Annotated in this window: 20 protein-coding genes; 12 read left to right on the plus strand and 8 right to left on the minus strand. The window is 59.8% G+C overall.

Annotated features, from left to right (window positions below):
- The first annotated feature begins 147 nt into the window (after nucleotides 1-147).
- On the plus strand, nucleotides 148-780 hold the full coding sequence (emhR, locus tag ACA071_RS06625; protein ID WP_497643642.1) for an efflux system transcriptional repressor EmhR: 633 nt from the start codon (nucleotides 148-150) through the stop codon (nucleotides 778-780).
- A 249-nt stretch (nucleotides 781-1,029) separates the two neighbouring features.
- Here the strand turns inward: emhR and ACA071_RS06630 are convergent, their stop codons facing one another.
- The 4 genes from ACA071_RS06630 to ACA071_RS06645 all read right to left on the minus strand — a co-directional run bounded on the left by ACA071_RS06630 (nucleotide 1,030) and on the right by ACA071_RS06645 (nucleotide 4,435).
- Nucleotides 1,030-1,686, minus strand: a complete 657-nt coding sequence (locus ACA071_RS06630) for a hypothetical protein (RefSeq protein ID WP_497643644.1) — start codon at nucleotides 1,684-1,686, stop codon at nucleotides 1,030-1,032.
- Nucleotides 1,687-1,872: 186 nt separating this feature from the next.
- Nucleotides 1,873-2,922 carry an alkene reductase gene (locus ACA071_RS06635; RefSeq protein ID WP_497643645.1) on the minus strand — a complete coding sequence of 350 codons (1,050 nt, stop codon included), beginning with the start codon at nucleotides 2,920-2,922 and terminating at the stop codon, nucleotides 1,873-1,875.
- Between the two features lie 22 nt (nucleotides 2,923-2,944).
- Nucleotides 2,945-4,111: an MFS transporter gene (locus ACA071_RS06640; RefSeq protein ID WP_497643646.1), complete on the minus strand. Its 1,167-nt coding sequence runs from the start codon at nucleotides 4,109-4,111 to the stop codon at nucleotides 2,945-2,947.
- A 3-nt stretch (nucleotides 4,112-4,114) separates the two neighbouring features.
- Nucleotides 4,115-4,435 (minus strand): ArsR/SmtB family transcription factor, encoded by a 321-nt coding sequence (locus ACA071_RS06645; RefSeq protein ID WP_497643647.1) that lies wholly within the window; start codon nucleotides 4,433-4,435, stop codon nucleotides 4,115-4,117.
- 170 nt (nucleotides 4,436-4,605) lie between these two features.
- On the opposite strand from ACA071_RS06645, the gene ACA071_RS06650 reads away from it, so the two are divergent.
- Nucleotides 4,606-5,178, plus strand: coding sequence for an acyl carrier protein phosphodiesterase (locus ACA071_RS06650; protein ID WP_497643648.1), 573 nt, complete (start codon nucleotides 4,606-4,608; stop codon nucleotides 5,176-5,178).
- A gap of 90 nt (nucleotides 5,179-5,268) precedes the next feature.
- Here the strand turns inward: ACA071_RS06650 and ACA071_RS06655 are convergent, their stop codons facing one another.
- Both ACA071_RS06655 and olsB read right to left on the minus strand, forming a co-directional pair.
- Nucleotides 5,269-6,063 (minus strand): lysophospholipid acyltransferase family protein, encoded by a 795-nt coding sequence (locus ACA071_RS06655; protein WP_497643649.1) that lies wholly within the window; start codon nucleotides 6,061-6,063, stop codon nucleotides 5,269-5,271.
- Complete coding sequence (gene olsB, locus ACA071_RS06660) at nucleotides 6,063-6,818, minus strand: L-ornithine N(alpha)-acyltransferase (RefSeq protein ID WP_213937402.1); 756 nt, start codon at nucleotides 6,816-6,818, stop codon at nucleotides 6,063-6,065. Before olsB ends, ACA071_RS06655 begins: the two co-directional genes overlap by 1 nt.
- Before the next feature lie 154 nt (nucleotides 6,819-6,972).
- Between olsB and ACA071_RS06665 the strand changes: the two genes are divergently transcribed.
- The 5 genes from ACA071_RS06665 (at nucleotide 6,973) to ACA071_RS06685 (ending at nucleotide 11,402) form a co-directional block, all read left to right on the plus strand.
- Nucleotides 6,973-7,851: an acyl-CoA dehydrogenase middle domain-containing protein gene (locus tag ACA071_RS06665; RefSeq protein ID WP_497643650.1), complete on the plus strand. Its 879-nt coding sequence runs from the start codon at nucleotides 6,973-6,975 to the stop codon at nucleotides 7,849-7,851.
- A 176-nt stretch (nucleotides 7,852-8,027) separates the two neighbouring features.
- Nucleotides 8,028-9,122 carry a serine hydrolase domain-containing protein gene (locus ACA071_RS06670; RefSeq protein WP_497643651.1) on the plus strand — a complete coding sequence of 365 codons (1,095 nt, stop codon included), beginning with the start codon at nucleotides 8,028-8,030 and terminating at the stop codon, nucleotides 9,120-9,122.
- Nucleotides 9,119-9,442 (plus strand): amidase, encoded by a 324-nt coding sequence (locus ACA071_RS06675; protein WP_497643652.1) that lies wholly within the window; start codon nucleotides 9,119-9,121, stop codon nucleotides 9,440-9,442. Before ACA071_RS06670 ends, ACA071_RS06675 begins: the two co-directional genes overlap by 4 nt.
- 210 nt (nucleotides 9,443-9,652) lie before the next feature.
- Nucleotides 9,653-10,243, plus strand: coding sequence for a YceI family protein (locus ACA071_RS06680; RefSeq protein WP_497643653.1), 591 nt, complete (start codon nucleotides 9,653-9,655; stop codon nucleotides 10,241-10,243).
- Nucleotide 10,244: 1 nt separating this feature from the next.
- On the plus strand, nucleotides 10,245-11,402 hold the full coding sequence (locus tag ACA071_RS06685) for a phospholipase D-like domain-containing protein (protein WP_497643654.1): 1,158 nt from the start codon (nucleotides 10,245-10,247) through the stop codon (nucleotides 11,400-11,402).
- A gap of 125 nt (nucleotides 11,403-11,527) precedes the next feature.
- Here ACA071_RS06685 and bglX read toward each other — a convergent pair whose 3' ends face one another.
- Entirely contained in the window at nucleotides 11,528-13,819 is a 2,292-nt protein-coding gene (bglX, locus tag ACA071_RS06690) for a beta-glucosidase BglX (RefSeq protein WP_497643655.1), read from the minus strand.
- Nucleotides 13,820-14,058: 239 nt separating this feature from the next.
- Here bglX and ACA071_RS06695 point away from each other — a divergent pair, with 239 nt between their 5' ends.
- The 5 genes from ACA071_RS06695 to ACA071_RS06715 all read left to right on the plus strand — a co-directional run bounded on the left by ACA071_RS06695 (nucleotide 14,059) and on the right by ACA071_RS06715 (nucleotide 18,655).
- Nucleotides 14,059-14,667: a LemA family protein gene (locus ACA071_RS06695; protein ID WP_497643656.1), complete on the plus strand. Its 609-nt coding sequence runs from the start codon at nucleotides 14,059-14,061 to the stop codon at nucleotides 14,665-14,667.
- Nucleotides 14,667-15,623 (plus strand): TPM domain-containing protein, encoded by a 957-nt coding sequence (locus tag ACA071_RS06700; RefSeq protein WP_497643657.1) that lies wholly within the window; start codon nucleotides 14,667-14,669, stop codon nucleotides 15,621-15,623. The genes ACA071_RS06695 and ACA071_RS06700 overlap by 1 nt, the downstream gene beginning before the upstream one ends.
- Nucleotides 15,624-15,656: 33 nt before the next feature.
- Nucleotides 15,657-16,415: a TPM domain-containing protein gene (locus ACA071_RS06705; RefSeq protein ID WP_497643658.1), complete on the plus strand. Its 759-nt coding sequence runs from the start codon at nucleotides 15,657-15,659 to the stop codon at nucleotides 16,413-16,415.
- A gap of 28 nt (nucleotides 16,416-16,443) precedes the next feature.
- Nucleotides 16,444-17,061: a TPM domain-containing protein gene (locus tag ACA071_RS06710; RefSeq protein WP_497643659.1), complete on the plus strand. Its 618-nt coding sequence runs from the start codon at nucleotides 16,444-16,446 to the stop codon at nucleotides 17,059-17,061.
- A 376-nt stretch (nucleotides 17,062-17,437) separates the two neighbouring features.
- Nucleotides 17,438-18,655, plus strand: coding sequence for a class I SAM-dependent methyltransferase (locus tag ACA071_RS06715; RefSeq protein ID WP_497643660.1), 1,218 nt, complete (start codon nucleotides 17,438-17,440; stop codon nucleotides 18,653-18,655).
- 93 nt (nucleotides 18,656-18,748) lie between these two features.
- Here the strand turns inward: ACA071_RS06715 and ACA071_RS06720 are convergent, their stop codons facing one another.
- Nucleotides 18,749-19,639, minus strand: a complete 891-nt coding sequence (locus ACA071_RS06720) for a DMT family transporter (protein WP_497643661.1) — start codon at nucleotides 19,637-19,639, stop codon at nucleotides 18,749-18,751.
- Nucleotides 19,640-19,679 lie beyond the last annotated feature (40 nt).

The raw sequence follows: 19,679 nt of genomic DNA on the forward strand, positions 1-19,679 counted from the left end.
ATACCTTGGCTGCGTACCCACATCGTTACAAAAGCCGTTCAAAGGTTTGAATTGTAGGCCGGGGACGACGCCCAAGAGCGCTTGCCCCATTTTTGTTCAGCGGATATTCAGACATCGCTGAAGCATCCTGATTGAGGTTGTACTGCCATGGTCCGTCGTACCAAAGAGGAAGCTCAAGAAACCCGTAGCCAGATTCTCGAAGCGGCAGAGAAAGCCTTTTATGAAAGGGGCGTGGCGCGCACGACGCTGGCGGACATCGCTACCCTGGCCGGCGTGACTCGCGGGGCCATCTACTGGCATTTCAGCAACAAGGCGGATCTGGTGCAGGCCATGCTGGATACCTTGCATGAGCCGCTGGATGAAATGGCCAAGGCCAGTGAGAGCGAGCATGAACTCGATCCGTTGGGCTGCATGCGCAAGCTGCTGACTCATTTGTTTCATCAAGTTGCCCTGGACCCGAAAACCCGACGCATCAACGAGATTCTGTTTCATAAGTGTGAATTCACCGATGAAATGTGTGACCTGCGCCAGCAGCGCCGTGCGGTCAGTCTCGACTGTAACGTGCGAATTGCCCTGGCTCTGAGTAATGCGGTGAATAGGGGGCAGTTGCCCGAAGATCTCGATACGGTCCGTGCTGCGATCAGCCTGCATGCCTACATCGACGGCATCCTTTACCAGTGGTTGCTGGCGCCGGACAGTTTCGAGCTGCACACCGAAGCCGAACGCTGGGTCGATACAGGGCTGGACATGCTGCGCTTGAGCCCGAGCCTGCGCAAATGATCGGTTCGGATTGCGTCTACGCGCGAGCGAGCAAAACACGCGCCGCGCGCGTTTTTGTAATGAGTGCTTTTATATACGCACTAGTAGCAGGTTGATAGGTAGTCAGCTACGTATTTTGTAGGGAAATTGTGTCGTCAGTGTGAATAGACATAATCGGAGAATCTGCGTGGGGCCTTTGGCGCGATATCCTCAGACGACCGCGCCGAAACCATTTGACTGTGTAGGTCAATTCAAAACACTTGGACGGGCTCAGTCCAGCGTCATTTCCACTTCGAAATGCCAGGGCGCGTCAGTCTCGTGCTGCACGACTTTGGCCACGCATTGGATGGCTTCCTCCCCTTCGGAGTAAATGGACGCTGTCGGGTGCGGGGTTTCGGTTGGACCGATAATGCCAAAAGTTACTCCGATTTTTAAACCGAATTGGAAGTTAACACTGACATCTTCATCGCGAAAGATCATGAACTTATCAAAAAAAACTTTTTGGCGTTTTGCATTTAGTTTGAATTCATAAGGTATGTAAGGGATCGCGAACTTGAACGCGGTCGGCATGTTTGGGTGGATGACCGATGCCTGCTTGTACCTATCACTCAGTAAAAGGTTGGTGTGGTCGAGTTTCAGTTGGTAGTCGGTGTTGTTGATGACTTTGACAATAACGCTTGTTGCTGTTTTCCTTGTTTGTCCGCGCCACATTTTGATTTGCTCATCGACGGCAATGTTGGCGTGAGATCTGTCTAAAAGCCCGGACCAGTCTGTCTTGAGGTCGGGAAAGAGGTCATTCAGCAGCTTTCGCTGTTCTTTCGTTAGAAATGTGTAAATCAGGTTGAAGGCAGTCTTGAAGGTCTGCTCATCATAAAACGAGAACAATTCGGTTTGTTCGTTTGGGTCGTACTCTACGGTGTCAGTCATATTGATTCCGTTCAATATAATGTGGGTTAGTGTTGCGTTGTGAGCAGGGAGTGTTGGTTTAAGATGGTTTTTTTTCAACTGGATGATGTTGTCTAAATGTGAGTGGTTCGATGTCAGCGTGATGATGCTTGTTGTAATAAAAAAACCCCGACTCTTACGAGTCGGGGTTGTTTGTTTGAAGCATTATTACAGCGTTGGATAGTCGATATAACCGACCGGCCCTTTGGCATAGAACAACTCTGGACGCGCTTCATTAAGTGGCGCATCGGCCTTCAACCGCGCCGGCAAATCCGGGTTGGCAATAAACGGCACACCGAACGCGACTGCGTCAGCCTTGCCCGCGGCCAGCCAGGCATTGGCGCTGTCCTTGGTGAAGCGCTCGTTGGCGATGTAAGGGCCGCCGAAGGCTTCTTTCAATTGTGGGCCCAGGCTGTCGCCGTCTTCTTTCTCGCGGGAGCAAATGAAGGCGATGCCACGTTTGCCCAGTTCACGAGCGACGTAAGTGAAGGTCTCGGACAGGTTGTTGTCGCCCATGTCATGCAGGTCGGCACGCGGTGACAGGTGAACGCCAACGCGGCCTGCACCCCAGACTTCGATCGCGGCGTCAGTCACTTCCAGCAGCAGACGTGCACGGTTCTCCAGGGAACCGCCATAGTTGTCGGTGCGCTGGTTGGTGCTGCTTTGCAGGAACTGGTCGAGCAGGTAACCGTTGGCACCGTGGATTTCTACGCCGTCAAAACCGGCAGCCTTGGCGTTTTCGGCACCGACGCGGTAGGCATCGACGACGTCGGCGATCTCAGCGGTTTCCAGAGCACGCGGGGTTGGGTAGTCGGCCAATGGACGAACCAGGCTGACGTGGCCTTTTTGCTGGATGGCGCTCGGTGCGACCGGTGCTTCACCGTTCAGGTACAACTCGTGGGAAACCCGACCCACGTGCCACAGTTGCAGGAAGATTTTGCCGCCCGCGCCGTGGATCGCTTTGGTCACGTTGGCCCAGCCGCGTACCTGGTCGTTGGACCAGATGCCCGGGGTGTCCGGGTAGCCGACGCCCATCGGCGTGACCGAGGTGGCCTCGCTGAGGATCAGGCCGGCCGAGGCACGTTGTACGTAGTACTCGGCCATCAGCGCGTTCGGCACACGGCCTTCGTCGGCGCGGCAGCGAGTCAGTGGCGCCATGATGATGCGGTTGGCCAACTCGAGGTCGCCCAGTTTGATTGGATCAAAAATCGTCGTCATGAAATACAACCCTCGTGAGGTGTTAGTTGGTAGCAGGGGCCAGTTCGGGATTACCGCTCTGACGGAAAGTAATCAGGGTCACCAGCAGGGCGAGTACCGCCAGTGCGGCGGCCGCGAGTGGCACGCTGGTCAGGCCGAAGCCGTGGGCAATGACGCTGCCGCCGACCCAGGCACCGAGTGCGTTGCCGACGTTGAAGGCGCCGATGTTCAGGGTCGACACCAGGTTCGGTGCCGCTTTGCCGAAGGTCACCACGTTGATTTGCAGCGCAGGGACGGCGGCAAACGACGCGGCGGCCCAAAGGAACAGGGTGATTTCGGTCGGGATCAGCGCGACGCTGGTCCAGGTCAGGACGGTCGAAATCACGGCCATCGAGATGAAGACACCGATCAGCGTGGCCGCCAGGCGTTTGTCCGCCAGCTTGCCGCCGATGATGTTGCCGACGGTCAGACCGAGGCCGATCAGTAGCAGGGTCCAGGTCACGCCTTTGGGTGAGACGCCGGTGACATCGCCGAGCAGCGGGGCGACGTAGGTGAAGAGGGTGAACATCGACGCGGCAAACAACGCGGTCATGCTCAGCGACAGCCAGATCCCGGCGCCTTTGAGGGCCCGTAGTTCGGCGCGCATGTCGAGTTTCTCTTCATCGCGCTTGGCCGGCAGGAAGCGGATCAGGCCGATCAGTGCAATCACACCGATCACTGTCACTGCCCAGAAGGTCGAACGCCAGCCGGCTTCCTGACCGAGCGCAGTGCCCAACGGTACGCCGAGGACGTTGGCCAGGGTCAAACCGGTAAACATCAAAGCCACGGCCGAAGCGCGTTTATTGGCCGGCACCAGGCCGGCGGCGACCACCGAACCGATACCGAAGAACGCACCGTGGCACAGGGCGGTGACCACGCGGGCAAACATCAGCACGTTGTAGTCACTGGCCATGGCGCAGAGCAGGTTGCCGACGATAAAAATCCCCATCAACGCTACCAAAGCGGCCTTGCGCGGCAGTCGGGCGGTGGCCAGTGCCATGAACGGCGCACCGATGGCCACGCCCAGGGCGTAACCGGTCACCAGCCAGCCGGCGCCCGGGATCGATACACCGAGGTCCGCCGCCACATCGGGCAGCAAGCCCATGATGACGAACTCGGTGGTGCCGATGGCGAAGGCGCTCAGGGCCAGAATGAGTAGCGAGAGGGGCATTGATTAATTCCTTGTCGGAGCACTGAGCTCTTTGACGATGGCGTCGAGGGCCGCTTGAATCACGTCCTCGTTGCGTTTGAAGAAGTGCCATTGACCGGCTTTCTGGCTGCTGATCAGACCCGCACGTTGCAACGTTGCCAAATGCGCGGACACCGTCGACTGCGACAGGCCGCAGCGTTGATCGATCTGCCCGGCGCAAATGCCGTATTCGTGGTTGTGAATCTGTTCCGGAAACTGGACCTTGGGGTCTTTCAGCCAGGTGAGGATGTCTCGGCGTACTGGGTGTGCCAGGGCTTTTATTATTTCGTCGAGGTCAAGGGTCATGGTGTGGGCTCGTAATGAGTAAAACGCTATATCGCGATGGGGCGAACTTTAAATCGTTGAATCGCGATATACCAATATGATTTCGATCTGATGACCGTGTAAATCGGTATATCGAGTTATAACGATACGCTGGGTGTAACGATGTGAATGCGCAGTGCTAAGCTGCGCCCATGAATTATCTCGCACATCTGCACCTCGGCGGCCAGCGCCCCGGTCAATGGCTCGGCAGCCTGTATGGCGATTTCGTCAAAGGACGCCTGCAAGGGCAGTTCGACCCGGAAATCGAAGCCGCCATCCAGCTGCATCGCAGCATCGACGTGTTTACCGATCGCCATCCGTTGGTGGATGTCGCCTTGTCGCGGTTTTCCATCACCCGCCGGCGTTATGCCGGAATCGTTCTCGACGTGTTTTTCGACCATTGCCTGGCACGGGACTGGACGCTCTACTCGGATCAGCCACTGGATCGGTTCACCTCGGACGTGTACCGGGTGCTGTCCAGCGAACCGCAACTCCCGGAACGCCTGGCGCAAATCGCGCCGCACATGGTGGCCAATGACTGGTTGGGGTCTTACGAGGATTTCGAGGTGCTGGCGCAGGTACTGCGAGGGATTTCCCGACGGTTGACCAAGCCTGAGGAGCTGGCCGGGGCGATGCAGGAATTGCGGGTGTTGTATGAGCCGTTGAGTGATGACTTTCGGTTGTTCTATCCGCAACTCCAGGATTTCGCGCAGCAGCGGATGTAGCCAAAATCAAAAGATCGCAGCGTTCGGCAGCTCCTACAGGGTGTACACCATCCCAATGTAGGAGCTGCCGAAGGCTGCGATTTTTTGTTTTCAGGCGGCGATGAGTTCACCGACACGCCGCGGTTCGGCAGGTTTCGCCACTTCACCAAACAACGCCCTCTGCACCGCCTGCTGCGCCTCGAACGCCAGCGCCGCACGCTCGCGACCTTCGCAAGCAATCGGCTTGAGCACGTGAATTTCCACCTCGCCCTGATCATTGGCAAACAAGCGCATCAAGTGCGAGAGCAAATCATCATCGCCAATAAACGGCGCCAGCGAATCGATTTCCCCATCACGCAGATAACGAATCGCCACCGGCTGCATCGCGACTTCGGCATCAATCGCCGCTGACAGCAGGCGCCCGTGAAACGTGCGCAACGAACGGCCATCGGTGGTGGTGCCTTCCGGGAACATCAGCAGCGGATGCTGTTGCTCCAAATGACGGGTCATCTGCTTACGGATCAACTGGCTGTCGCCCGAGCCACGGCGGATAAACAGACTGCCAGCCTTCGCCGCCAACCAGCCGGCGACCGGCCAAGTGCGCACTTCAGCCTTGGACAGAAACGACAGCGGCGTGATCATGCCCAGCAACGGAATGTCGGTCCAGGACACGTGGTTGCTGACCCAGAGCATCGGCGTCTTCGGCAGTTCACCATGAACCGTCACGCGAAAGGGCAGGGCATTGCTCAACCGTGCCATGAAAAACCGCGACCAGCGCTGACGACGAACCATCGAATGGGCGATTCCGGCGCGTTCGAACAACCCGAACACGCTGGCCATGGTCAGCCCAAGCGCCACCACGAACAGCACTCGCGCCACTCGCGCGTACACCCGCAGGCGGCTCATCACATGGCCGCCTTGAAGTGCTTGGCGTAGCGCGGGCAGAGTTCGTCGCGCTTGAGCAGGATGAACACGTCGGCGACCTGGAAGTCTTCATCCCAGCACGGTTCGCCGCAGATCTTCGCGCCCAGGCGCATGTAAGCCTTGAGCAGCGGTGGCATTTCGGCGATCACGTTCGAAGGGATATCCAGCGTTGGCAATGGCTTTTTCGGCTCGGCCCGCAGGTGTTCGGTGCACAGGTAGCGTTCGCGCAGGCGCTGCATGATCGCGTGGGCCTGAATCCCGCCGTCCTGCATCGGAATGCTCGCGCAGCCCATCAAATAGCTGTAGCCGCCCTGGTTGAGGACTTCGGCCAGTTCCCCCCAGAGCACCGCGATAGTGCCGCCGTTGCGGTAGGCCGGGTCGACGCAGGTGCGGCCGATTTCGAGGATCGGGCCTTTGAGGTGCACCAGACCGTGCAAGCTGAATTCTTCTTCGCTGTAGAACTTGCCCAAGCTGCTGGCGGCGGTGTGGTCGAGCAAACGAGTGGTTGCCACCAAGCGGCCGGTGTTCAAGTCACGCACGCCGATGTGGGCGCAGTGAACATCATAGTCATCCATGTCCAGACCGCGTTCCGCGCCTTTCAGCTTGGCGTTGAATTCGCCGCTGAACACGTTGAAGCGCAAGGCCTGGGCTTCCTGCAAAGCCTCGCTGCCGATCAGGCGTTCGGCTTGCAGGCGGCGTTCATTGCCGGTGTCGCTGATGCGGGCGATCTGAGTCATTGCGAATCTCCGTACGGGCCGTTCACCCGTCGTGGGTTGCAGCCGATCGACTTTCTTTATGCAGCCGTGTTGTGCAAAGTCAGGCTATGTAGCCCCGGTGTCATCGCCATGAAGCTTTGGTGATGCTTATATGACAGCCCACAAGGAGCCTCTTATGCCCTGGCAAACCCTGTTGAACCGCCGCGAACGCTTGCCCGCCAACGCTGACCTAGCCGAAGGCTTTGCGACGTTGTTGCATCAGTTGGGCACCGTCACGCCGTTCGAACTGGCGGTAGCCGGCGCACGTTTGATGGCGACGCCGGGGCTGGCATTTTTAGTGGGCTATCAAGCAGCGTTGCGCGTGCTGTGGCCGAGTGCGCCGCAGAGCCTCGGCGCCTTGTGCGCGACCGAACAACGCAGCCTGCGCCCGGCCGACATGCAGACCCATCTCAAGGATTTGCGCTTGAACGGGCGCAAGGATTTTGTCACCGCCGGCGACGCCGCCGATTGGCTGCTGATCGCCGCCCGTAGCGAAGAGCCCGGCGAAAACCCGCGGCTGAGCCTGGCAGTGGTGTACCCAGGCGAGCCGGGCGTGCGCCTGGAAAAACTCCCGGCCCTCCCATTGATGCCGGACATCAGTCACAGTCGGGTGTTTCTCGACAACGCCTTTTGCGAATTGCTGGCCGGGGATGGCTGGGACGCTTACGTCAAACCGTTCCGCACCCTGGAAGACATCTATGTGCTGAGCGCCATGAGCGCCTGGTTGTACGGCGTCGGACAGGACAGCGACTGGCCGCAAACCCTGCAACTGAGGTTGCTGGCGCTATTGGCCGGGTGTGCGGAGGCCAGTCGGCAGGCACCGGGCAATCCGGCTGGGCACGTGTTGCTCGGTGGGTTGTTTGCGCAGTTTGATGGGCTCAAGGCTGAGGTGAATCAGGCCTTGGCAGAAGGGCCGCCGTTGTGGGCGGCGATGTGGCAGCGCGATCAAGCGGTGATGGAGTTGGCGTCGGGCGCGCGCGGGAAGCGGTTGGCCAAGGCATTGGCGGCGATTTGAGTGGCTGTGCGTAGGCGCTGCCGAAGGCTGCGATCTTTTGATTTTGATCTTTTCGGAATCGCTGAAAAGCAGGATCAAAAGATCGCAGCCTTCGGCAGCTCCTACTGGGGGGCGTACCGATGGATTGTCATTTATTTCCGCTAGGCTCAGCAGGTCCATCCTCCCGAGCCCTCACCATGTTCAAAGGCTTGTCCCTGTTCTTCATGCTGCTGCTCAGCCTGACGGCCCACGCCGAAAACTGGCCCGCCGAGCAATGGTCGCCAGGCCCGACCATCACCGGCCCGGCCCTTGAAGCCCTGGAAACCTACGCTTTCCCGCCCCGCGATGACACCACCCGCACCGGCATCCGCACCGACGCCTTACTGGTGATCCGCGACGGCCAACTGATCTACGAACGCTACGCCGGCCCGACTCACGCCGACACCCCGCACCTGACCTGGTCGATCAGCAAAAGCCTGATGGCCACAGTCCTCGGCGTGGCCTATGGCGAAGGCTTGTTCACGCTGCAAGACCCGGTGGTGAAGTTTTATCCGACCCTGGAAAATCACCCGGCAATCACCCTGGCCGACCTGCTGCATTGGGCCTCCGGGCTGGACTGGCAGGAAGACTACGAATACGCGCCGCTGAAATCCTCGGTAGTGGCCATGCTCTACACCCGAGGTCACGCGAACATGGCCGCGTTCACCGCCGGGCACGACGAATACGCAGCACCCGGCCAGGCATTTCGTTACTCCAGTGGTGACAGCAACCTGCTGTCGGCGGCGCTGAAAACCATCGTCGGCCCGAGCCGCTATCCAGACTATCCATGGACTGCATTGTTCGAACCCTTGGGCATTCGCCATGCCGTCTGGGAAACCGACGCCACCGGGACGTTTGTCGCGTCGTCCTATGCCTACCTCACCGCCCGGGATCTGGCTCGGGTCGGTTTGTTGATGGCACGGGACGGTCGCTGGGGCGATCGACAATTGCTGCCCAAGGACTGGGTCGCCTTCAACCGCGAACCCTTCGCCGGTTATCGCGCCCATCAGGACGAGGCCGTGCCCGGTGGCCAGTGGTGGCTCAATCGCGCGGTGGACGGCGCGGCACAACCTTGGCCCGCTGCGCCGGTCGACACCTTCGCGGCGTTGGGCCATTGGGGCCAGGCACTGTACGTGATCCCCAGCGAAAACCTGGTGATCGTCCGTTATGCCGATGATCGCGACGGGACGTATCAGCACAATGAATTGCTCAAGCTTGCGCTCAAGGCGTTTGCCGGGAAGGTGCAGCCGTGAGCCGTTTTGTTCGTCGTCGTCCGTTCGCCAGCGTTCTTCTAGTACTGCTGATTTTGCTGCTCGGCTGGATCTGGCAGGAGCGGGTGGCGTTGTGGGCGTTCCCGAACATCATCAGCGCCTACACCGCCAAGGAATATTGTTCGTGCCGGTATGTGATGAACAATGACGCCCAGTATTGCCGTGGGTATGTGAAGCAGTGGTTGCCCACGAGTGGGTTTACCGATGACACCGCGCGTAAGCGGGTGACGGTCAGCGGCCTGGGGCGCAGCAATAGCGCGCAGTGGATCGGCGAGCGCCAGGGCTGTCGCCTGAATCCCTGAACACCACAACCGATGTAGCAGCTGGCGAAGCCTGCGTTCGGCGGCGAAGCCGTCGTCAATCCTGCCACTTGGGCCTACCTGAAACACCGTGGTGTCTGATTTAACGACGGCTTCGCCGCCGAACGCAGGCTTCGCCAGCTGCTACACAGGTTTGCATCTGGCTCGCGGGCGGTTAAGGTTCGCTCAGGTTTTCTTGTCCCACGGGTTTCTATGCTCAACCGCTCCCTTTCCAAAACACTCGCCTTCCTGCTGCTGGCCGGTGCCGCGCTGTCGGCCCACGCCGATTGGTATCTCGATGGCGAGTCGTCGCGGCTGTCATTCATCAGCACCAAAAACGCCAACATCAGCGAAGTGCAGCGCTTCCTGGTGCTACACGGCAAGGTCGATCCCAAGGGTTTGGCGCAAGTGGAAGTCGAGATGGACTCGGTGAACAGCGGTATCCCGCTGCGGGACGAGCGGATGCGCAAGGACCTGTTCGAGATCCAGACCTTCCCCGACGCCGTGATCACCGCGCAAATCGATCTGCGCCCGATCAACGACCTGGCTCCCGGCGCACAGCTGGAATTGCGTTTGCCGTTGACCGTCAATCTCCACGGCAAACAACACGAATACAACACCGAACTGCTGGCGACCCGGCTCGATGATCGGCGCTTTCAAGTGGTGACTTTGGAGCCGCTGGTGATCAACGCTGAAGATTTTGACCTGGCCCCCGGGCTGGACAGTTTGCGCAAGGTCGCCGGATTGTCGGCCATCAGTCTGTCGGTGCCGGTGAGTGCGGTACTGATTTTCACGGCGCGCTGACATGGCCGGTGCCGTATTCCCGTGGCGTGAAGGCAACAGCTTTGAACTGCTGATCGACGGTCCGCAGTTCTTTCCGCGCATGTTGGTGGCGATTGCCCGCGCCGAAGAGCAGGTCGAACTGGAGCTGTATCTGGTGGAGGCGGGGGCCTGCGCGGAGGCGATGGTCCAGGCGCTGGTCCAGGCCGCCGAGCGTGGTGTGCGCGTGCGCTGCCTGTTCGATGACTATGGCAGCCTGGCGTTCACGCTGAATCTGCGCCAACGCTTGATGGCGGCAGGTGTGGAGCTGCGTTTCTACAATCGCCTGAGCTGGCGGCGCTGGGTCGGTAATTTCTATCGTGATCACCGCAAGTTGTTGTTGGTCGATCAAAGTCTGGCGGTGGTCGGCGGCACGGGCGTGACCGACGAATTCTGGACGCCGGGCGAAGACACCAGCGAATGGCACGAAGTGATGGTGGAAATCACCGGCCCGCTGGTGATCGATTGGCAGTTGCTGTTCGACCGCCAATGGATCGCCAACCGCCACCGCCGCGCCTGGAAACCCGCCTCGCACTTCGGCCTGCCGCGTTTGCCGCGAGTGCCGTCCATGGGCGAGGGCATGGGCCGGGTCGCTTATGCCGACGCCCGCCAGCACCGCGACATCCTGCAATCGTTGTTCCGCGCCTTGAACAGCGGCCACCAGCGCATCTGGCTGGCCACGCCGTACTTCCTGCCAACGTGGAAAGTCCGCCGCTCGTTGCGCAAGGCTGCTGCGCGCGGTATCGACGTGCGCCTGCTGCTGACCGGGCCGCGCACCGATCACCCGTCGGTGCGCTACGCCGGGCATCGCTACTACCCGCGACTGCTCAAGGCCGGGGTGAAAATCTTTGAATACCAGCCATGTTTCCTGCACTTGAAAATGGTGCTGGTGGACGATTGGGTGAGCATCGGTTCGTGCAACTTCGATCACTGGAATTTGCGCTTCAATCTGGAAGCCAACCTTGAAGCGCTGGACCCTGGATTGACGGCAGCGGTGGCGGCGAGTTTCGAGAAGGACTTTGCGCTTAGCCAGGAAGTCAGCCTGGAGGCATGGCAACGCCGGCCATTGTGGCGGCGGGTCAAGCAGAGGGTTTGGGGCTGGGTGGATCGGGTGGTGGTGAACCTGCTGGATCGGCGGGGGTAGTTGGTACGCAGATCGTTCCCACGCTCTGCGTGGGAATGCCTCTAGGGACGCTCCGCGTCCGTTGACGCGGAGCGTCACGGGCTGCATTCCCACGCGGAGCGTGGGAACGATCAGTCTGCGCGGGGTTAGAGCAGCTCGAAGCTCTGCTGCGTCACGTCCTGCGAATTCAGGCCAATCTGCACATTGAACTTGCCCGGTTCCGCGGCGTACTTGAGCTGGGCGTTGAAGAACTTCAGGTCCTCCTCGGTAATGGTGAAGTGCACGACTTTCTGTTCGCCGGCCTTGAGCATTACTTTCTGGAAGTTCTTCAGTTCCTTGACCGGCCGGATCATCGAGCCGGTCACGTCCTGGATGTACAACTGCACCACGGTTTCACCGTCACGCTTACCGGTGTTTTTCAGCATGACGCTGGCGTCGAGCTTGCCGGTCTTGTTCAGGGTGGTCGACGACAGCGCCATGTCGTCCACGCTGAACGTGGTGTAGCTCAAGCCGAAACCAAACGGAAACAGCGGCCCGGTGGTGTCATCGAAGTACTGCGAGGTGTAGTTACCCGGTTTGCCCGGCGTGAACGGCCGACCAATGCTCAGGTGGTTGTAGTAGGTCGGAATCTGACCCACCGAACGCGGGAAAGTGATCGGCAGTTTGCCCGACGGGTTGTAATCGCCGAACAGCACGTCAGCGATGGCGTTGCCACCTTCGGTGCCGCTGAACCAGGTTTCCAGAATCGCGTCAGCCTGGTCTTTCTCTTCGAGAATCGACAGCGGCCGGCCGTTCATCAACACGAGCACCAGCGGTTTGCCGGTGGCTTTCAACGCTTTGATCAAATCACGTTGGTTGGCCGGGATGTTCAGGTCGGTACGGCTCGACGATTCGTGGGACATGCCACGGGATTCGCCGACTGCTGCAACAATCACGTCCGCGTCCTTGGCAGCTTTCACGGCTTCATCGATCAGCACTTGGGCCGAGCGCGGATCATCCACCACTTCCGGCGCATCGAAGTTAAGGAAGTTCAGGTAATCGAGGACTTTCTTGTCGCTGGTGATGTTGGCGCCACGGGCGTAGATCAGCGTCGCTTTATCGGCCACGGCGGCGTTCATGCCGTCGAACAGGGTCACCGACTGCGCCGGCTTGCCGGCGGCGGCCCAGCTGCCCATCATGTCGATGGGCGCTTTGGCCAATGGACCGACCAGGGCGATTTTCGCGGTTTTCTTCAGGGGCAGGGTGTCGTTCTGGTTTTTCAGCAACACCAGGCTGCGACGTGCAACGTCACGGGCCTCCGGGCGGTGCATGCGGCTTTCGGCGTAGGTGTCAGCCGGGTCATCTTCAGCCTTGCCAATGCGCAGGTACGGGTCCTTGAACAGGCCCATGTCGTACTTGGCGGCCAGCACTTCACGCACCGCGTTATCAATGTCCTTCTGCTCGATTTCGCCAGCCTTCAACAACCCCGGCAGCTCTTTGCCGTAGAGGGTGTCGTTCATGCTCATGTCGATGCCGGCCTTGATCGCCAGCTTTGCCGCTTCACGACCGTCCGCCGCGACGCCGTGCTTGATCAGCTCGAAAATCGCCCCGTGGTCACTGACCGCCAGGCCCTTGAAGCCCCAGTCCTTGCGCAGCAGGTCGTTCATCAGCCAGGTGTTGGCGGTGGCCGGCACGCCGTTGATCGAGTTCAGCGCAACCATCACCCCGCCAGCACCAGCGTCAATCGCGGCGCGGTACGGCGGCAGGTAGTCCTGGTACATCTTGACCGGGCTCATGTCGACGACGTTGTAGTCGCGACCGCCCTCGACCGCGCCGTACAAGGCGAAATGCTTGACGCTGGCCATGATGCTGTCGGCGGCGTTGGCGCCCTGGCCCTGGAAGGCCTTGACCATCACACCGGCGATGCGCGACACCAGATAAGTGTCTTCACCGAAACCTTCAGAGGTGCGGCCCCAGCGCGGGTCGCGGGAGATATCGACCATCGGCGCGAAGGTGATGTCGAGGCTGTCGGCGGCGGCTTCCTTGGCGGCGATACGCCCGGAGCGGCCGATGGCGTCCATGTCCCAGCTCGACGCCAGGGCAATGGGGATCGGGAAAATGGTCCGGTGGCCGTGGATCACGTCATAGGCGAAGAACATCGGGATCTTCAACCGGCTGCGCATGGCCGCGTCCTGCATCGGACGGTTTTCCGGGCGGGTGATCGAGTTGAACGTGCCCCCGATGTTGCCGGCCGCGATTTCCTTGCGGATCAGCTCCCGAGGCATTTCCGGGCCGATGCTGATCAGGCGCAACTGGCCGATTTTTTCATCGAGGGTCATTTGCTTCATCAGGTTGCTGATGAAAGCGTCCTTGTTCTCTAGAGGTGCGGGGTTCGTGGCGGCCAATACGTTATGACTGGCCAGGCTGACGAACAGGCCCAGCAAACACAGCTTCTTCATGAATAGTTTTCTCAAAGGCCTAAACGGCAGTGAATACGCGCCGATCAGCCAAAATTTAGGGAGCGACTATTGTTGTTCAGGTAAATGCAGCACACTTCTGAAGCGTTTCTTGTACTGGGGGCATCTTTTAGCCCATTGGCACGCTGCAATCCAGTGGCGGCGGCAGATTATGCCCCAAGAGCCTGGTTCAAAGGTTACGGGCAGTTTTTCAACGGATTGTGCACGGGAGCACCACCTACATGAATGTACGACTCAACTATCGTTCGAGCCTGCAAGTCGCAGCGCTGATGCTGTTGACCACGCTGCTGGCCGGCTGTGGCATCAACAACATCCCGACCCTCGACGAACAGGCCAAGGCCGCCTGGGGCCAGGTGCAGAACCAGTATCAGCGCCGTGCCGACCTGATCCCCAACCTGGTGGAAACCGTCAAGGGCTACGCCAAGCACGAAGAAGACACCCTGACCGCGGTGATCGAAGCCCGGGCCAAGGCCACATCGATCCAGGTCGATGCCAGCACTCTCGACAACCCGGAAAAACTCAAACAGTTCCAGCAGGCCCAGGATCAATTGACCGGTGCCCTGAGCCGTTTGATGGTGGTGTCCGAGCGCTACCCGGACCTCAAGGCCAACCAGAACTTCCTGGCCCTGCAATCGCAACTTGAAGGCACCGAAAACCGCATCGCCGTGGCCCGCCGCGACTTCATCCTCGCGGTGCAGAAATACAACACCGAAATCCGCACCTTCCCGGGTCGCCTGTGGCACAGCGTGATGTACAGCGATTTGCCGATTCGCGAGACGTTCGAAGCGACCAGCCCGGACGCCGATAAAGCGCCGCAAGTTAAATTCTGATGGGCGGCGTACAGCGCGTGCTGCGAGGCACGCTGCTGTCGCTGTGGCTGGTAACCAGTTGCGCCGTGATGGCGCAACAACAGGCTCCAACACCCACGGACGGGTTAGCGTTGCGTCAATCGCAGCCCGTTTCGCAGGTCGAGCCAAAACCGGCCACCGCGACGGCAATTCCCTTGGACAGTCTGTTTCCCAAACTGACCGGACGCGTGGTCGACACAGCGCAGTTATTGACACCTTCGGCGGTGGTTTACCTTGAGCAGATGCTTAAGCAGCTGGAACAGGCCACGACCGATCAAGTGGTGGTGGTCACGGTCCCGAGCCTGGGTGGCTACAGCATCGAGGAATTCGGTGTGCAACTGGGCCGGCATTGGGGCATCGGGCAGAAGGACAAGAACAATGGCGTCCTGCTGTTGGTGGCGCGCGATGACCGTAAGGTGCGGATTGAAGTAGGGTACGGACTCGAGGCGCAGATCAATGACATGTGGGCCGGCTATATCATCAATGAATCGATCGTTCCCTATTTCAAGGATGATCTGTACTCATCAGGGATCATTGCCGGGACTACTTCGATCGTAAGAATGCTTGTGCCAACCGACGTACCGAGGGTGGTCCATCGTTCCGTGGAAAGGAGCTGGCTGGATTCGATTGACTGGAGCTGGTGGGTAAAGCTCGTGTTCTTTTTTGTTTTTCTGGGGATTCCAATCGTGGGGTTTCTCAGATCGTGGCAAGAGGAAGAATATTTCCCGTCCGAGTCTGACAAATACACGCCTGTCGATGTTGACGACAGTCCGCCACGACGGGAACCGAAGGCTGACCAGGAATCGAGTTGGAGCTGGAGCAGCAGCTCCATCGCCTCTGACGATTCCAGCAGCAGTTCGAGTTCCGATTCGGACTCGGACCGTTTCTCGGGCGGCGGTGGCAGCTTTGGCGGTGGCGGGGCTTCCGGCAGTTGGTAGTGCGCCGGGTGAACAATTAAGGAAGAGGTGCTGATGGGAATCTTCAAATCCGGCCTGGTGCTGTTGCTCTGGGTTGTTGCAGTCACGGCCCAGGCCGAGTTGAAGTTCCCGCCGCTGACCGGGCGGGTGGTGGACGATGCGCAGATGATCGAGCCGGCGGTGCGCGAGCAGTTGACCCAACAGCTCCAGGCCCATGAAACCGCCACCGGCGAGCAATTGGTGGTGGTGACGTTGCCGGATTTGCAGGGCACCGACATCGCCGACTTCGGTTATCAACTCGGGCGCGCCTGGGCCATTGGCCAGAAGGACAAGAACAACGGCGCGCTGCTGATCGTTGCTCGCGATGAGCGCAAGCTGCGGATTGAAGTCGGTTATGGCCTGGAAGATCGCCTGACTGATGCCCAGAGTTCGGTGATCATCAATCAGGTGATCACCCCGGCGTTCAAAACCGGCAACTTCAGCAAGGGCATCAGCGATGGCGTCGCGGCCATGCTGGTGGTGTTGGGCGGCAGTCCGCTGGACGAGCCCTCGACGGTGTATGACTCCGGCGGCAATGAGCAGAGCGATTTCGTCTCGCGGCACCCAGGCTTGTTCATCTTTCTGGTGATGCTGTTCATCCTGACGATTTTCATCTGCCAGATGCTCGGTATCCTGCCGGCCGGTCGCGGTGGCTCCGGTGGTTCAGGGGGCGGTTTCGGCGGTGGGGGATTTGGTGGTGGCGGCGGTGGAGGCGGTGGCTTCAGCGGCGGCGGGGGCAGTTTCGGGGGCGGCGGTTCGTCGGGCGGCTGGTGATAACAATAATGAATAGGCACTGATAACCATGGCATTACTGACTGAACACGAACAACGCAAAGTCGCCGAGGCGATTGCCCGGGTCGAGCGCGAAACCGACGCCGAACTGGTCACGGTGCTGGCGGCCCGCGCCGATGACTACGTGTACATCCCGCTGCTTTGGGCCAGTCTGCTGGCGCTGGTGGTGCCGGGTTTTGTGCATTACCTGACCGGCGCGTTGACCATGCACAGCTTGTTGCTGGCGCAGTGGGCGAGTTTTATCGTGCTGTGCCTGGTGTTCCGCATTCCGAAAGTCACCACCCACCTGATCCCGCGCCGGGTTCGTCACTGGCGCGCCTCGAACCTGGCCCGTCGGCAGTTCCTGGAGCAGAACCTGCACCACACTGTGGGCAGCACCGGGATGCTGATCTTTGTCTGCGAAGCCGAACGTTACGTGGAAATCCTGGTGGATGAAGGGATTTCCAGGCGCCTGGACAACAAGACCTGGGACACGATTGTCGCGGCGTTTACCCAACAGGTGAAGCAGGGGCAGACGTTGCAGGGGTTTGTGACGTGTATCGAGGCGTGCGGCGAGTTGCTCAAGGTGCATGTGCCGGTGACGCAGGTGAGGAATGAATTGCCAAATCGGTTGGTGGTGTTGGGTTGACAGCCGGAGTCTTGGCAGCGCCCACTCCTTGTAGCAGCTGCCGAGCCTGCGTTCGGCTTGTAGCAGCTGTCGAGCCTGCGAGACTGCATTCGGCTTGTAGCAGCTGTCGAGCCTGCGAGGCTGCGTTCGGCTTGTAGCAGCTGTCGAGCCTGCGAGGCTGCGTTCGGCTGCGCAGCAGTCGTAAAACCAGACAACGCGGTGTTTCAGACAGACCTGGATGGCAGGAATTACGACTGCTGCGCAGCCGAACGCAGCCTCGCAGGCTCGGCAGCTGCTACAGATCGCACCGTTCGGTAAATAACCGCGTGTCCCAAACCCTCATCCCCCCTAAAATACCCGCCATTCCCGATTTGCACCGCCCGAGGCCGTTTTCCCCATGTCTGCTACCGCCACTCCCGCCAGCCTCACGCCGGATCACCACACCCAGTTCATCGACCTGCTGCAAACCAGCCTCGACGACAATGCCTTCATCAAACTGGTGCTAGCCAAGTACGTCGGCAGCGAAGTGGATTTGCAGCGGCTGATCATCAAGCAGCTCACGGTCAAGGATCAACCCTGCCTGTCCTTCGTCTACCGCTACAAGACTCGCGACATCACCAAAAACTTCCCGCTGGGCGAAGGTGTGGCGACTATCGCCGCACTGCTGCCGGAGGCGTTCAAAAATGCGCATTTGCTGTCCCTGACCGACGAAGCCCAGCTCGAATACAGCAAAAAGGGCAAGAGTTCGCTGTTCAAGAGCAAACCTCAGCAATTGCGCGAAGTGCCGTCCGCCGAGCACAACCGCGAAAAAAACCGCTTCCTCGACCTGAACCGGCCGTTCTTGGCTGATCTGGGTGTGACCAACAGCAAGCACGAGCTGATCCCCGCGATGTCGCGCAAGTGGAAGCAGATCAACAAGTTCATCGAAGTCTTCAGCCATGCCCTGACCACCTCGCCGCTGGCGCTGGACAAACCGGTGCGGGTGGCGGATTTCGGTTCGGGCAAGGGTTACCTGACGTTCGCGATCCACGACTATTTGCGCAACACCTTGGACGCTGAAGGTGAAGTCACCGGCGTCGAGTTGCGCGAAGAGATGGTCAACCTGTGCAACAGCGCCGCTGCGAAGCTGGAACATCCGGGCCTGGTGTTCAAATGCGGCGACGTGCGCAGCGTGGCGCCGAGTGAGCTGGACGTGATGATCGCCCTGCATGCCTGCGACATCGCCACCGACTACGCGATCCACACCGGCATTCGTTCCGGCGCGTCGATCATCATGTGCTCGCCGTGTTGCCACAAACAGATCCGCCTGCAAATCCAGAGCCCGGCGCTGCTCAAACCGATGCTGCAATACGGTTTGCACCTGGGCCAGCAGGCGGAAATGGTCACCGACAGTCTGCGCGCGTTGTTCCTTGAGGCCTGCGGCTACGAGACCAAGGTGTTCGAGTTCATCTCACTGGACCACACCAACAAGAACAAGATGATCCTGGCGGTCAAACGCGCCGAGTCGGTGGACCCGACGCAGCTGTTGGTGAAAATTCAGGAGCTGAAGGATTTCTACCAGATCACTGAACATTGCCTGGAAACCCTGCTTCGGGCTGACGGTTATCTGAGTTAAGGCCGAAAAGATCGCAGCCGGCGGCAGCTCTTACATTTGGATGGCCTACACCCTGTAGGAGCTGCCGAAGGCTGCGATCTTTTGATTTTGCTTTTAGGCTGTAGCAACTCGTGCTGGCTTGACCGACGTCTTGCGCCCGAGCATCACCGTCACAATCACCCCAGCCGCAAACAGCCAGGTAATCGGTTCGATGTGCTCGCCAAAGAACAACGCCGAAAACGCAATCGTGAAAAAGATCTGTAACAACTGAATCTGGCTGACCCGCGCAATCCCGCCCATCGCCAACCCGGCGTACCAGGCAAAGAATCCGATGAACTGCGAAAACAGTGAGACATAGCCAAACGCCCACCAGGTCTTGGCCGAGATCTCGCCCTGATGTTGCAGCGCCAGATAAACCACCGGTCCGATCAACAACGGTGTTGACAGCACCAGCGCCCAGCAGATCACCTGCCAGCCGCCCATTTCCTTGGCCAATCGGCCGCCCTCGGCGTAACCCAAACCACCCACGGCAATTGCCCCGAGCATCAGCAAGTCACCGGCCTGAATACTGCCGGCGCCGCTGATCAGCGCATAACCGAGCACCAGCGCACTGCCCAGCGCGGCGCAGGCCCAGAAGGCTTTCGACGGGCGTTCATGGGACAGCCACGCGGCGTACAGCGCCACGCACAGCGGTTGCAGGCCATTGACCAGCGCACCGTGGGACGCCGGTAAGGTTTGCATCGCCCAAGCTGACAGCACCGGGAAACCGAGGATCACCCCTGCGATCACCAGCGTCAGGCCTTTGACCTGTTTCCAGGTCGGCCACTTCTCCCGCCGCCACAGCAACAGCATTGCCGCCGGCACCGCCGCAAACAACGCACGGCCCAGGCCGTTGAGCAGCGGATGGAGTTCCTGCACGACGATCCGCGTGAAGGGCAGGGTGAGGCTGAAGATGACGACGCCGAGCAGGCCGAGGGCCATGCCGGTGTTTTCGCGCGAGGACATGATGGGGACCAGGATTCAGGGTGATTGGACGTGGTTTCAT

The organism is Pseudomonas sp. LBUM1646 (assembly GCF_059716165.1).